General features: G+C 43.7%; 13 protein-coding genes. 10 read left to right on the top strand and 3 right to left on the bottom strand.

Annotated features, from left to right (window positions below; translation table 11 throughout):
- Positions 1–158 precede the first annotated feature (158 nt).
- The gene (locus tag RH88_RS10255) at positions 159–1241 is read left to right on the top strand and encodes a site-2 protease family protein (protein ID WP_040757923.1); all 1083 of its coding nucleotides are present in this window, start codon (positions 159–161) and stop codon (positions 1239–1241) included.
- 118 nt (positions 1242–1359) lie between these two features.
- Here RH88_RS10255 and RH88_RS10250 read toward each other — a convergent pair whose 3' ends face one another.
- Positions 1360–2145 (bottom strand): M48 family metallopeptidase, encoded by a 786-nt coding sequence (locus tag RH88_RS10250; protein ID WP_005595587.1) that lies wholly within the window; start codon positions 2143–2145, stop codon positions 1360–1362.
- Between the two features lie 81 nt (positions 2146–2226).
- Between RH88_RS10250 and RH88_RS10245 the strand changes: the two genes are divergently transcribed.
- From RH88_RS10245 to RH88_RS10225, 5 genes are all read left to right on the top strand, one after another.
- Positions 2227–2685, top strand: coding sequence for a hotdog fold thioesterase (locus tag RH88_RS10245; RefSeq protein WP_005595585.1), 459 nt, complete (start codon positions 2227–2229; stop codon positions 2683–2685).
- Between the two features lie 11 nt (positions 2686–2696).
- The gene (locus RH88_RS10240; protein WP_005595583.1) at positions 2697–2930 is read left to right on the top strand and encodes a DUF3389 domain-containing protein; all 234 of its coding nucleotides are present in this window, start codon (positions 2697–2699) and stop codon (positions 2928–2930) included.
- A 69-nt stretch (positions 2931–2999) separates the two neighbouring features.
- Positions 3000–4724 carry an SgrR family transcriptional regulator gene (locus RH88_RS10235; protein ID WP_005595582.1) on the top strand — a complete coding sequence of 575 codons (1725 nt, stop codon included), beginning with the start codon at positions 3000–3002 and terminating at the stop codon, positions 4722–4724.
- On the top strand, positions 4708–4959 hold the full coding sequence (locus RH88_RS10230) for a hypothetical protein (RefSeq protein WP_005595581.1): 252 nt from the start codon (positions 4708–4710) through the stop codon (positions 4957–4959). Before RH88_RS10235 ends, RH88_RS10230 begins: the two co-directional genes overlap by 17 nt.
- A 514-nt stretch (positions 4960–5473) precedes the next feature.
- On the top strand, positions 5474–6361 hold the full coding sequence (locus RH88_RS10225; RefSeq protein WP_005595579.1) for a LysR family transcriptional regulator: 888 nt from the start codon (positions 5474–5476) through the stop codon (positions 6359–6361).
- A 148-nt stretch (positions 6362–6509) separates the two neighbouring features.
- Here the strand turns inward: RH88_RS10225 and RH88_RS10220 are convergent, their stop codons facing one another.
- The gene (locus RH88_RS10220) at positions 6510–9206 is read right to left on the bottom strand and encodes a bifunctional acetate--CoA ligase family protein/GNAT family N-acetyltransferase (RefSeq protein ID WP_005595578.1); all 2697 of its coding nucleotides are present in this window, start codon (positions 9204–9206) and stop codon (positions 6510–6512) included.
- 216 nt (positions 9207–9422) lie between these two features.
- On the opposite strand from RH88_RS10220, the gene RH88_RS10215 reads away from it, so the two are divergent.
- Together RH88_RS10215 and RH88_RS10210 are read left to right on the top strand one after the other, a co-directional pair.
- Positions 9423–9950, top strand: a complete 528-nt coding sequence (locus RH88_RS10215) for an SPOR domain-containing protein (RefSeq protein ID WP_038219021.1) — start codon at positions 9423–9425, stop codon at positions 9948–9950.
- A gap of 153 nt (positions 9951–10103) precedes the next feature.
- A complete protein-coding gene (locus RH88_RS10210; RefSeq protein ID WP_005595574.1) occupies positions 10104–11096 on the top strand; it encodes a D-alanine--D-alanine ligase in 993 nt (330 codons plus the stop codon).
- A 26-nt stretch (positions 11097–11122) separates the two neighbouring features.
- Here the strand turns inward: RH88_RS10210 and RH88_RS10205 are convergent, their stop codons facing one another.
- Positions 11123–12079 carry a tyrosine-type recombinase/integrase gene (locus tag RH88_RS10205; RefSeq protein ID WP_005595573.1) on the bottom strand — a complete coding sequence of 319 codons (957 nt, stop codon included), beginning with the start codon at positions 12077–12079 and terminating at the stop codon, positions 11123–11125.
- Between the two features lie 98 nt (positions 12080–12177).
- Between RH88_RS10205 and RH88_RS10200 the strand changes: the two genes are divergently transcribed.
- Together RH88_RS10200 and yciH are read left to right on the top strand one after the other, a co-directional pair.
- Positions 12178–12552: a DUF3319 domain-containing protein gene (locus RH88_RS10200; RefSeq protein ID WP_005595572.1), complete on the top strand. Its 375-nt coding sequence runs from the start codon at positions 12178–12180 to the stop codon at positions 12550–12552.
- A gap of 2 nt (positions 12553–12554) precedes the next feature.
- Positions 12555–12866: a stress response translation initiation inhibitor YciH gene (yciH, locus tag RH88_RS10195; RefSeq protein ID WP_005595571.1), complete on the top strand. Its 312-nt coding sequence runs from the start codon at positions 12555–12557 to the stop codon at positions 12864–12866.
- The last annotated feature ends 183 nt before the right edge of the window (positions 12867–13049 follow it).

Below are 13049 nucleotides of genomic sequence, written 5' to 3'. Positions count from 1 at the left end.
ACATTTTACGGAAGTTTGTTGTTAAATTGGTAACATTCAAATGCCCTTCAATAACTTAATTGGCGTGACCACGTAACATTACTGCACCTTTACTTTACCTTGTTAGTGCCTAGCGGCATAATCGGTTAGGTTTATATAGCAAATTAATAGGTTAAAAATTGGAATTACTCTCTATTGAATTCCTGGGCCGTCCTCTAAGACTTGAGGGCAGCATGGCTGGATGGCAAGAACTGTATTGGGATAATCAAATCGTCTCACAACTCACGGCCGATGCAGATCGACAAGAACAAACTAAACACGCGTTCGTATTACAAAAGGGCGATGAAGTCCTAAATTGTGAATTGGACGCGAATCTGACTTGGCAGCCGTTTTCCTTTCACTATCAAGTTAAAGTAAATCAACAGCTCATTAGCCAAGGCGAGCGTAATACTAAGGATATCGAACAACAGAGCCCAGTTGTCGCACCAAAACCAGAAAAACGTTTTAGCCTGATTGGTCTAGTGTCGCTTGGTATGAAAATGCTCAAGAGTGCCAAGCTGATTAAAGTGGTGCTCGCTTCCGCAAGCTTAGCTGCGTATTCATGGTTGTTTTCTTTTCAATTTGCCATGGCGCTAATTGCTTGTTTGGTCGTGCACGAATATGGCCATGTTAAAGCGATGAAGTACTTTGGTATGAAAACCAAAGGCATCTATCTTGTGCCATTCTTGGGGGGACTTGCGCTAACGGATGAGAAAATTAACACCCGTTGGCAAGATGTGGTTATCTCCATAATGGGGCCGATGTTTGGTTTTGTGCTTTCGCTGATTCTATTGGTGGTTTATTGGGTGACTGGCGAGATGTTCTTTGCCGGTCTAGCCGCCTTTAACGCCTTCTTAAACCTGTTTAACTTGCTACCCATTTTACCACTGGATGGCGGTCATATTTTGAAAAGCATCAGTTTTTCAATGAACAGTCTAACGGGCATGATTTTGTGTACAGCCGCGGCGATTGGCGGGGTGTTCCTTAGCTATACACTGGGTTTGAGCTTACTCGGTTTCTTGCTGATCATGGGGACACTTGAAATCATTATGGAATGGCGTTACCGCCACCATAGCCATCTACTGCCGCTCGACCGTTATGGCCAAATCGTTGCTGGTTTATGGTATGTCGCGCTTGTTGCAGGTCTAGTGGCGATTATTTGGTACTTTGCTCAAAGTGGTGATGCCTTGTTGCAACTACCGCTGCAGCTGCTTGGCACATAACACTGCCGACATAATGATTGTTTAAGTTACTAAAACGGCTAATGGCAACATATTAGAAAAGGGAGCTAAATAGCTCCCTTTATTGTCTCTAATGCGATGACAAAGCGCCAAAACAAAGCTAAGAACAGTTTGGTTTTGCTGTCTGATAGTTTGGTAACTTCGCCATGGTCTGCTGTAAATCGTGAATTCGAGTACTGTGCGAAGGGTGGGTCGACAGCAGTTCAGGAGGTTGTTGACCGTTGGATGCTTTTGCCATGTTATGCCATAAATCGATACTTTGGGCAGGATCAAATCCCGCTTTAGCCATCAAATCCAAACCGACAATATCCGCTTCTGACTCTTGGGTGCGACCATAAGGCAATATTACGCCATACTGCAAACCAAGCCCTAACGCCGCCATTGTCGCATCACGATATTGAGCGTATTCCGAAGAGCCAAGCGCGACTGCAGTGATCTGTAGCCCAGTGTTGGCTAACTGAGATTGCGATAGACGTTCATTGCTGTGATCAGCCAATACATGGGCAATTTCATGACCAATAACAGTAGCAAGTTGGTCTTGATTCTCAGCGACATTTAGCAGGCCGGTATAGACCCCAATTTTACCGCCGGGTAGGGCAAACGCATTAACTTGGTCACTATCAAAAACCACCACTTCCCACTTATCGAAGCCAGGCTGTTTTGGCACGTGTTTGGTGACCGCATTTGCAACACATTCGACATAGCGATTCACTTTAGCGTCTTTGCTGACTTTTTGTTGCTGTTTCATCTGCTCAAATGACTGAGCGCCGAGATGGCTCATGTCGGTATCAGAAAACAAGATCAATTGATTTCGTCCAGTAGGTGACGAGCTGCACGCCGTTAACCCAGCGGCTAAAGCTAAAGCGGAGAACTTAAACCACGACATATGACATTCCATGTAAATACAGTTATATATTCATCATAACATCCGGTTAGAATAGACGTAACCGTTATGGATGGATTTACTATGACCATTTGGAAACGAGAGATCAATCTAGATCGTCTCAATCAAACCTCAAAAAACACTCTGATCGAACACCTAAATATCCTCTATACCGAGGTTGGTGACGACTATATCTGTGCCACTATGCCTGTTTGTTCATTCACTCATCAACCGCTAGGTATGTTACATGGCGGAGCTTCCGTTGTATTGGCTGAGACTTTAGGCTCTGTCGCGGCCAACTTCTGCGTTGATGACAATGCTTATTGTGTTGGGCTTGATATTAACGCAAATCATGTCCGTGCGATGAGGAGTGGCTTAGTCATCGGCAAAGCGACGCCAATTCACTTGGGCGTTTCTACTCAGGTATGGCAAATCAACATAAGCGATGAGCGCGGGCGCCTAGTGTGCACAAGCCGTCTTACCATTGCCGTCAAACAACAGCGCAAAGGCAATGTTGAGACTGGTGTAAACAGCGCAGGATAGGGGCGAGATAAATGGTAATTGAATTTTCTAATGGCAAGATTATCGCGACGCCCCATGAGCTTGTCGTGAAAGTGAATGGTGCGCATATGATCACCTTGCAAGCACAAAGTGATGCCGTCCAACTGATTGGACGCGGAGCAAATGTCATCGCAGTACATTCAAGTGAAGCAAAATGGTCAATTAAACTCGATGATGAGCAACAACTAATCGACCTTGCATCACAATTAGGCATTGCCATCCAGTAACTGCTTGATCCACTCTCACTAAATGGGGAAAATGACAAATAGTAATATTTGATTGAGATTTCCCCCTTTATGAGTAGCCCGCGACTTCGTGTCCAGTTCGAAACCCTTTTTGAACACTATGATGGTATTGATCTTGGCGTTCAATTAGAAGAGATCACCGACATCCTTTGTTGTACAAGACGTAACGCACGCATTGTCCTCAATAAGATGGAAGAAGAAGGTTGGATTGAATGGCGTCCTTCACCGGGCCGCGGAAAGCTCTCGCAACTCAACTTTAAGCGTAGTCGTACGGATGTTAGTGAGAATCTCGCACGCCGTTATCTTGAAGAAGGTAAAATAGGCCAAGCGCTTAAAGTACTAGATCAAGATGCGGCTAAGCTTGCTCGGGTCGTCGAAAGTTATTTGGGCGTGCAGGTGCAAGAAGGGCAACAAGTCGTTCGTTTGCCGTACTACCGGCCGCTACTCTCACTTAACCCTCATAAAAATATGCGTCGTTCAGAATTGCATATTGTACGACAGATCTTCAGTGGCTTAACTCGCTTAGATGAAAACGAGCAGTTAGTGCCAGATTTAGCACATACATGGGAAATGCTATCACCACGTCATTGGCGTTTCTATATTCGTCCTGCTGTGCGTTATCACAATGGTGATTTGTTAAGTGTCGAGGCCATCATAGAATGCTTAATGGCACTACGTTCTCGTAATCTTTTCGCTCATATTGAAACGGTTCACTCACAGCAAAAGAATGTGGTCGATATCAACTTGAGCCAAGATGATTACCACTTTGCGTTATTAATGGCAGAATCGTGCGCGAAAGTGATGTTGCCAAGCTCTGAGCGCAGCGCTGATTATGATCAATTCCCAATTGGTACTGGCCCTTACAAAATTACTCAGAATGACGAAAAGCGCCTAACCATACAGGCGTTTGATGGCTATTTTGGTTTTAGACCGCTGGTTGATAGCGTCGAAGTGTGGGTGATTGATGCGGTGCATTCCTCGATGGTCTTTCCTAGTCTATCAAAACCGTGTGCGCCGGAAGCAATCACAATCAGCGACGAGGTGGAATTAGATCCTGGTTGTACCTATTTGCTATTAAATCGCAACAATGGCTTGGCTAAATCCGATGATTGGGCGCGTTACTTTAGTCAGCGTCTATCCTCGCTGAACGTATTCCAACTATTGCCACAAGATAAAATCGTAGAGTTAGGCGCATTGCCAGCACACGGATTGAAACCGGGTTGGTACCACCACACAAGACAAGCGCATTATTCTCCACCACCAAGCTACCGCACCGTTAAAATTGCTTATCATGCCAAGCACCCAATGTTTCCCACTTTAGTTAAGTGTTTAGAGACGCTGTTGAAGCAAGATAACCTTGAGGTTGAATTGATCACCTATGACATGGAGATGCCTGACAACGAGCAAGTCGACATTTGGGTAAAACCGATGGGGATAGCCAACAATCGTGATGATGCGATCGCCGGTTGGTTACTTGACTACAGTGATATAGAGCATTTGAGTCGCGAGCAAGACTTTGCTCAGTGGTCTGAGGTAGTCACTCAGTATCGTAGTGAAGAGTTTGCGACTTTTCCCGCGCAAAATATTGGGAAATCCCTTGCCGATAAAATGCAGTTGATTCCGATGTTCCATTGTTGGTTGGGCGTGAGTAAAGATCAATGCGGTTCACTACAAAATGCTAAGTGTAATGCGCTGGGGTGGTTTGATTTCAGCAAGGTATGGATTAAACCTAACATGCTCAATGAGCGAGGCTCTCACCATGGCGAAACCCAATAAGAAGCAACCGTCAAAAACGGTTGAGATTTTTTGCGCCAAGTGCCGCTGTTTACTGTTTAAATATCGAAAAGGTGGTAAAGGAGCATTGGTAAAATGCTTTAAAGAGCGCATTGTTGAAGATTACACGCAAACGCCCTGTATTTGTCCAAAATGTCATACAGAGTTCGCTCGCGATACCTTAGTTAGGGGCACCCCATCTTATAAGATGATTGGCGGAAAAGTGTTGATGAAATAAATGAGTTTATTAACACTAATTGGGGTCAATCATTCGATTTAACTTAAGTAAATAGTCAATTTGCCTTCAATTTTGATCTGAGTCGCTAAAATAAGTAAAACTTTCGTTAACGACTTTTATCGAATTGGATAACTGATACAATGCACGGGTTATAAATAACTGACATTTAATTTCCAATTTTATCAGTAGGGGTAAGTCATGGAGTTAGGTCTAATCATCGCTTTCATCGTAGCAGCAGCTGTTATGGTTAAGAAAGAGATGTCAGCCGCTAAATAATCACTCATTCAGCCCAATTTTAAACCACTTTTTGAATGAAGTTGATCATGAAGCCAGCCCTTTGCTGGCTTTTGTTTTATCTGAACCTCATGATATTGTTATTTTCTCCCCACCTGAACGCTTTTACTCCCCTGACTTGTTTATGTAGCCCATAGTTTTATCGTTCGATGATTGATTAATTCCCGCCTTAACATTATTTTAAACCTTGCTCAGATGTTGTAATAAAAAGGGGAACTCTTTGCAAAGTCCAATTACGCTTGAAGCGCTTCATATTCTTGATGCCATCGACAGGAGAGGGAGCTTTGCTTCCGCTGCCAATGAACTGGATCGAGCACCATCTTCTTTGAGTTATCAGATCCAAAAGTTAGAGCAAGATCTAGACATCATGATCTTTGACCGTTCAGGCCATAAAGCCGTGTTTACTCAAGCTGGGAAGCTTATCTTAGAGCAAGGGCGTACGATATTGACGGCAACAGAAAAGTTGGTCAACGATGCCAGCGTGCTCGCGAATGGCTGGGAGCTTGATATTACTTTAGCGTTTGATGGCATTATTCCAGTCGACAATTTCTTCCCAATGGTTAATGCTCTGGGCAACGTGAGTTCTACGCGAATACGTCTACAAGAAGAAATTTTAGCTGGCTGCTGGGAAGCACTGGCAAATGGCCGAGCTGATATTCTTGTTTGTCCAAAATTAGAAACGATTCCAGTTGATGTAAAAGCGGAGACGATAGGCCAGTTAGAAATGATGTGGGTAGCAGCAACGGATCACTATGTCCATAAGCGCGTCGGTGAGTTTGATGATCAAGCACGTGAAAAATATCGCGTGATCGCCATTGCAGATACCGCTCGCGAACAACCCGCTATGTCGGTGAATGTACTACAGAAACAACCAAGACTTACCGTGAGTAATTTTGCAGCCAAAGTGGATGCATTAAAATCCGGTTTAGGTATCGGTACCTTGCCAACCAGCATTGCAACTTCACTAATCAAGCAAGGAATAGTGCAGCAGATCAGCGGAACGGATGTACGCGAAATTGAGGTAATTATGGCGTGGAAACGCCATCAAATTGGTGAAGCAAAATCTTGGTGTATTCAGTACCTAAAAAAGCATTGGCAAATGAAATAAGCGTAAAGCGAACTTTGTTGCAAAGCGCTGTCTTTAAAAGCACTACATTCAATCAATTTGAGAGGTGACGTTGATAATTGAGCCCGTGATTTATCAACATCACCACTAACATAACGCGTCATGGCAAATTATCGAGATACTCGATTCATTAGGATTCCTGCTTATTTTGTAGAACCAACACCATATCAGCGGTGCCATCTTCAAACTGGATATCAATTTTAAAGCCGAGGCTTTGCGCGAGCAACAACATGCCGCGGTTAGTCGGCATCGTCATACCAGACATTCGTTTGGTGCCTTTATTTTGGCAGTAATCGATGATCTTGTTCATCAGAATCTTACCCAGGCCTTTACCTTTAAGATCAGAACGGATCAAAATGGCGAATTCGGCATCACTATTATCGTGATTGATCAAGGCTCTACTGACACCAATGATCTTTTGCTCCGCGCCACTCATATCAACTGCAACAAAGGCCATCTCGCGGTCATAATCAATCTGGGTTAGCTTCGCGAGTGCCTCATGATTGAATTCACCCACTTCGGTAAAGAAACGCTTATACAGATCATCTTTAGAAACGGCATGAATAAACTCCGCATGTTTGGGTTCATCTTCAGGCAAAATAGGGCGTAGTAGAATCGAACTGGCGTCTTTTAATTGTACCCTTTGTTCAAACTCTACAGGATAGGGCCTGATCGCCAAACGATGTTGTGCATCACCTTGGTAAGCTTTAAGCGTTAAATCGGCGTCTAGAATGGTAAATTCGTTACCATTAGCCAATAGCGGATGAATGTCCAGTTCATGCACTTGTGGACAATCAACAATCATCTGTGAAATACGCACCAAGATTTCAGACAAACCTTCAATGTCGATAGGCTCGGGCAATTTTTGCAGGCGAATCTTCTCACCTTTAATCGCGCGAACAATCAGATAACGGGCGAGTGCCATATTAAGAGGCGGTAACGCTGAGGCTGCGTCAATCCCTTCATTCCATTCTGAACCGCCTTGCCCTAATAGAATCACAGGGCCAAACGTCTCGTCATATTTAACTTTGATCCTTAGCTCTTCGCCACCGGCTCGTTTTGCCATCCCCTGTACTAATAAGCCATGTATGTGAGCAGAAGGATAAGATATCTGGGTACGGTCAAGAATTGCTTGCGCTGCGTTTGCCACTTCTGTGCTATTACGTAAGTTCAACATCACGCCTTGTACATCCGATTTGTGGGGAATATCAGGTGAACGGAGTTTAACTGCAACAGGGTAGCCAATTTCACCGGCAACATGAACCGCCTCACTGGCATCACTTACAATCCAAGTAGGCAGAACATTAAAGTCAAAGTACTTTAAAAATGAGCGGATTTGATGAGTATCTAATGATACTGTGTTTTTATCCAGTAATTGTTCGGTAATCCATTTTTTGGCACTTTCTAGTTCGGCAATATGAACGGGTTCCGCGGTGGTAGGGGTTTCCATTAGCTGCTTTTGGTTGCGCCTGTACTCAACCAAGTGCATGAAAGCAACCACCGCACTTTCCGCTGTGCGATAGGTTGGGATGCCAAATTGGGTAAAAATCTCTCGTGCTGGACGGGCAGTAAGTTCACCCGACCAATTGGTGAGGATATTGAAGCGACGGCTTCTTGGGTGGGCCTTTATCGCTTTGATAATCTCGGCAGCGGTCTGCTCTGAGTGGGCGATGGCTGAAGGACTGTGCATAATCAAAATGGCATCGGCACAATCGCTATCCATGATGGTATTAAGCGTATCCACATAACGTTGATGACTGGCATCACCAACCATATCAATTGGGTTTCTCTGGCTCCAGCTGGTGGGTAAAACGCGATTTAGCTGTGATACTGTATATTCATCCAGTCGTGCTAGTTTACCACCACGCTCTAATAAAGTATCGACCGCCATAATGGCAGGACCACCACCATTGGTAATGATCGCTAAGCGCTCACCACGCAAAGGAACCGAATGGGTAAGAGTTTCTACTGCGGCAAATAGTTCATGTGAATTTTGTACCCGCAGCATACCGGTACGCCTAATTGCGGAGTCATAAATAATATCAAGCGTATCACTGCCACCAGTATGGGCTTGAGCAGCTTTACGTCCTTCAACTGTGCGTCCCCCTTTTAGCACCAATATTCGGCGATTGCGCGAGGCACTTCGTGCTGCGGACATAAATCGACGGGCATCTTTTATCGAATCGACGTAAAGCAGAATCGCTTCGGTATGGGTATCGGTACTTAAATGGTCGAGTAGGTCAGCAAAATCAATATCAACGGCATTGCCGAGCGATATAAAAGCAGAGAAACCAATATTTTTGTCATTCGCCCAATCAAGGATAGTGGTGCACATCGCTGCGGACTGGGAAATAAAGGCAATCTTGCCACGCTGAGGGGCGACAGGTGAAAATGAAGCATTAAAATTAAGCCAAGGTAGCATCAAGCCAAGGCTATTTGGCCCTAAGATCCGCATACCAACGGTACGAGCGATACCAGCACAAAGATCCTGAATGGGTTCCCCAGTACTACTAAGTTGATGCATGTCGGAAGAAAGAACGATCACCGAGCTGACTTTTTTCGCAACAAGCTGGGTGAATATCTCGATATTACGACTCGCATGAGTACAAAGAATGGCGACATCAGGGACGATAGGTAATGCGTCGATAGTGCTATAGGCGAGGACACCACACACCGACTTATATTTAGGCGTCACCGGCATGATGGCGCCTTCAAAGCCACCTTGCAGCAAGTTCTTCATCACGATGTTGCCCGCACGCATTTCATGAGTAGAGGCGCCGATAACCGCAATCGATTTAGGGTTAAGCAAATGACCAAAGCTGTTCATGAATCAACTTCCTAACGATATGTTCACCTAATCGTAACGGAGTTAATTTGGACTTGCAGGCTAAATTTGATGGAGTTTTGCGCAGATCACCCAAGACAATAAACACTTTGTGTTACAAGTCACAGAGTCTCGTAATATAATGCCTAGGTTGGCTTGATTATGCCGCTTTCTAACGGCATGATTTACAGTAATTTCTATCTAGGGCTTGAAGAATTCATGAAAAAAATCGCTATCGTTGGCTTGTCCGTTTTACTTTCAGCATGTGTCTCTGGTCAGTACACGACAGACGTAAGCTCAGAAAGTTATCGCGAAGATTACAAAGTGGCAGAAGTGGAACAACCGATCACAGAAGAAGTGACTGAAACGGTTGTTGATACAGTTGTTGTTTCAACACCAGCGCAAACGACTCCAGCAGTCGCTATTGTGCCACCGTCTGACAAACAGCAAAATTCCCAAGCCGCGCGTTTTGGTTACACCATTCAAGTCGTTGCTGTTGGTACGCAAACTAAAGTTGATCAATTTGCTCGCATGCTACCAAACTCAGATCAGCCGATTTGGGAAAACTATAAAGTTGTTAACGGTACAAAATGGTACACCGTTCTTTATGGTGACTACGCAACACAGGCAGATGCAAAACAAGCTATTGCTCAGCTTCCTGCAGAATTTAGAGCATTGAAGCCATTTGTTAAGAGCATCGATACGATCAAAAACTCTCCGTATCCAACCCTGAACAAACTAAACTAATTTAACGAAGGGGCGAAAGCCCCTTTTTACTGTCTATTCTTTCAGCTAACTCTCATTAGCTGCTTATTTATATTGGTATTAGAAGTGTAACTTGGAGTGGTTTTTATTATGATGAAGCCATCCCAGTTTCTGTAGTATCACGGAAAGATTTTAATGAACAAAACATCCATTCTTCTTTTATGCGGCGGCGGCTCATCTGAGCACGACGTTTCTTTAGTTTCTGCAAACTACCTACAATCTCAGCTCCAGCTAACACCTGAGTTTGAAGTGACCCGTATAGAAATGAAGAAAGAGGGCTGGTTTACTGATCAAGGTGAATTGGCTCTGTTAGATAGCAACACCGGCCAACTTAACTTTGCAGATCAAAGTTTACATGTGGATTTCGTGGTGCCATGTATTCATGGTTTCCCGGGAGAAACCGGTGACATCCAGTCGCTATTAGAACTAGCAGGGATCCCATACCTAGGCTGTCGAGCAGAGGCGAGCACTAATAGCTTTAACAAAATTACGTCGAAGCTTTGGTATGACGCGCTGGGCATTCCAAATACGCCATACCTTTTCCTATCAGAAAACAATGCCGATGCCTTTGAGAAAACCAAGCAAGCGTTTGAAAATTGGGGCAGTGTATTTGTTAAAGCGGCATGCCAAGGCTCATCGGTTGGTTGTTACAAGGTAACGGAACTAAATGAACTGCAAAAAGCAATTGATGATGCGTTCAGTTATTCTGATCAAGTATTGGTAGAGCAGGCCGTTAAACCACGCGAATTAGAAGTAGCGGCGTATGAATATCAAGGTGAGCTTGTATTAACCCTGCCGGGGGAAGTAAAAGCACCGGATAACACTTTCTACAGTTACGAAGAAAAATATTCTGCAGCAAGTCATTCAACCACTGATGTTGTGGCGCAAAATTTGACTGAAGAGCAAATTGAAGCGATCCGCATCAATGCTGAAAAAGTGTTTAAACAGATGAAGTTACGCCATTTATCACGCATCGACTTCTTCTTAACACCAGAAGATAACATCTATCTAAATGAAGTGAACACCTTCCCAGGTATGACACCAATTTCGATGTTCCCTAAAATGCTAGAAAACAATGGCCATCAGTTCCATCAATTCCTAGCCGATTGCGTTAAATCATCAATCTAAACACCAGATAGAGTAATGGCGTTCCGTTACTCTATTGGTTTTATTGATAAAAACTCTATTTTTTCAAGTTCTGCCTGTGTCTTATTACCTAAGTATTGATAAGGCATAGCAGGGCTTAACCAACGACCCGCATGCTGAATATCCTTCGGCTTCATCCCTTGTTTGGCAAGCTCCTCGACTGCACCCACTCGTAGCGACTGACCAGAAAATGGGACGTCCGAATTAAGCATTTCACTGGCTGAACGCAAAATTCTGAAGATTGACGAATCGTTTAGTGGCTCAAACCCAATATTTTCGTGACGATCGATTGATGAAAAAACAAACCTCCCGTGTTGACCGCGTACCGAAAGCCATTTTCTAACGATCGCACTGGACTCCGAATTAAGCCAATAGCGAGAACCATCGAGTTCGATAGCAATTTCTTCGCCGGCCAAATCTAACTGTGCAAAACACAAATCTCTAAGATCTTTCCGCTTCATCAACGAATAATACATCACATGGTAAATGGCCAAATTACGCCAATCACGCATTGAACTTGAGCGGCTCAACAGAGTAGTGAGTTCAGCAAGTTGTTGTGACCCAAACGAATGCGTTTGCTGATGGTCACCTTTTTTATTTATGCGTATCGACGCCAAAGCTTGCTGTACTTGTTGATTTTGCGTTGGGTCAGGCAAGGACAACAATCTGTGCATGAGTGAAATAGTGACCACGTAACGTTTTACGGTCGCGTATTTCTTTTCTTTTGCTACTTTCTCGATGTATTGCCGAGTTGCGGTGGTTGAAGCGGGTAGAGGTGTGACTAATTTCAGCTGGCAAAACTCGACAAACAGATTCCAATCCTTTGTCATCGCAAGTAACGAACTACGAGCATATACGCCGGCTGTAATCTCGTTTACTTGTTCATAGGTGACAGACTGAGCAAATTGAGCGGTAAAATCTTTCAATTTCTTGGGCTCAGTGATTTTAGGAATAGTTTTTTGCAACGAAACGCACCTTAACGACAGGAATGTTATAAATATACTTGCCTAACAGTGATTTACAATTATTATTAATCACAAGACCAATAGATAAGACTAAAACCATGGCTGTTGCGACATACCGAGGCTTCGAAATGAAGACCGTTGGTTCGACTACTGATGTTTGGCAAGTTCGAATCAAAAACACAATTTTACAAGGCAGTACCGCTGCACTGAAAAAAAGTATCGATTGGTTCTGTGATACCGCAACCATCATCGACCCAAAAGAGTTTACCTCACTGGCTACCACACGTGAAAACCAAGGAAAGGCAGTGCAAGAGAACTTCTTTGGCTATATTATTAAAAGCGATACCGGTGAACCGAATTCCTGGTACTGCTTTTTTAATGGAAAGCTAATTAAGGGCGGCAAGTTAGCCATTCAAAAACACATTGAAGGTTACTTGATTGCTAAAAAGAAAGCTGAGCAACAAAAGAAATAGTCATGACATTAGTATACTCAACAGAAACCGGTCGTATTAAACCAGAAGAAGAAAAAGTTGTTCGTCCCAAAGGCGACGGCATCGTACGCATTCAAAAGCAAACTAAAGGCCGCAAAGGTAAAGGCGTGAGCATTATCACCGGTTTAGATATGGATGACGTGCAGCTAAAACTGTTAGCCGCAGAACTTAAGAAAGTTTGTGGTTGCGGTGGCGCGGTTAAAGATGGTGATATTGAGATTCAAGGTGACGCTCGTGAGAAAATCAAAGCGCACTTAGAGAAAAAAGGCCATACCGTTAAATTAGCCGGCGGCTAATCGTCGGCTTACGTAACGCAATAATCAGTTAGATAATCTATGATTAAATAATTGATTATTAAGTATTTTATGGTAAATCACGCTTATGTTAAACCAAGCGTAATAATCCTAGATACAACAACTGAAGAATAGAGCGCACAGATTGATGCGCTTTATATTGAAGAACTGAATTTAACATAAGAT

This window comes from Vibrio scophthalmi LMG 19158 (assembly GCF_000222585.1).
Taxonomy (GTDB): domain Bacteria; phylum Pseudomonadota; class Gammaproteobacteria; order Enterobacterales; family Vibrionaceae; genus Vibrio; species Vibrio scophthalmi.
Note: the sequence above shows the minus strand (reverse complement) of the source record. Positions and strands in the feature narration are given on the sequence as shown.

Coding starts and splice junctions, on each gene's coding strand:
- RH88_RS10200 (WP_005595572.1), top strand. CDS start 12,178: ATGGCTGTTGCGACATACCGAGGCTTCGAAATGAAGACCGTTGGTTCG.
- RH88_RS10215 (WP_038219021.1), top strand. CDS start 9,423: ATGAAAAAAATCGCTATCGTTGGCTTGTCCGTTTTACTTTCAGCATGT.
- RH88_RS10235 (WP_005595582.1), top strand. CDS start 3,000: ATGAGTAGCCCGCGACTTCGTGTCCAGTTCGAAACCCTTTTTGAACAC.
- RH88_RS10220 (WP_005595578.1), bottom strand. CDS start 9,206: ATGAACAGCTTTGGTCATTTGCTTAACCCTAAATCGATTGCGGTTATC.
- RH88_RS10250 (WP_005595587.1), bottom strand. CDS start 2,145: ATGTCGTGGTTTAAGTTCTCCGCTTTAGCTTTAGCCGCTGGGTTAACG.
- RH88_RS10230 (WP_005595581.1), top strand. CDS start 4,708: ATGGCGAAACCCAATAAGAAGCAACCGTCAAAAACGGTTGAGATTTTT.
- yciH (WP_005595571.1), top strand. CDS start 12,555: ATGACATTAGTATACTCAACAGAAACCGGTCGTATTAAACCAGAAGAA.
- RH88_RS10245 (WP_005595585.1), top strand. CDS start 2,227: ATGACCATTTGGAAACGAGAGATCAATCTAGATCGTCTCAATCAAACC.
- RH88_RS10210 (WP_005595574.1), top strand. CDS start 10,104: ATGAACAAAACATCCATTCTTCTTTTATGCGGCGGCGGCTCATCTGAG.
- RH88_RS10240 (WP_005595583.1), top strand. CDS start 2,697: ATGGTAATTGAATTTTCTAATGGCAAGATTATCGCGACGCCCCATGAG.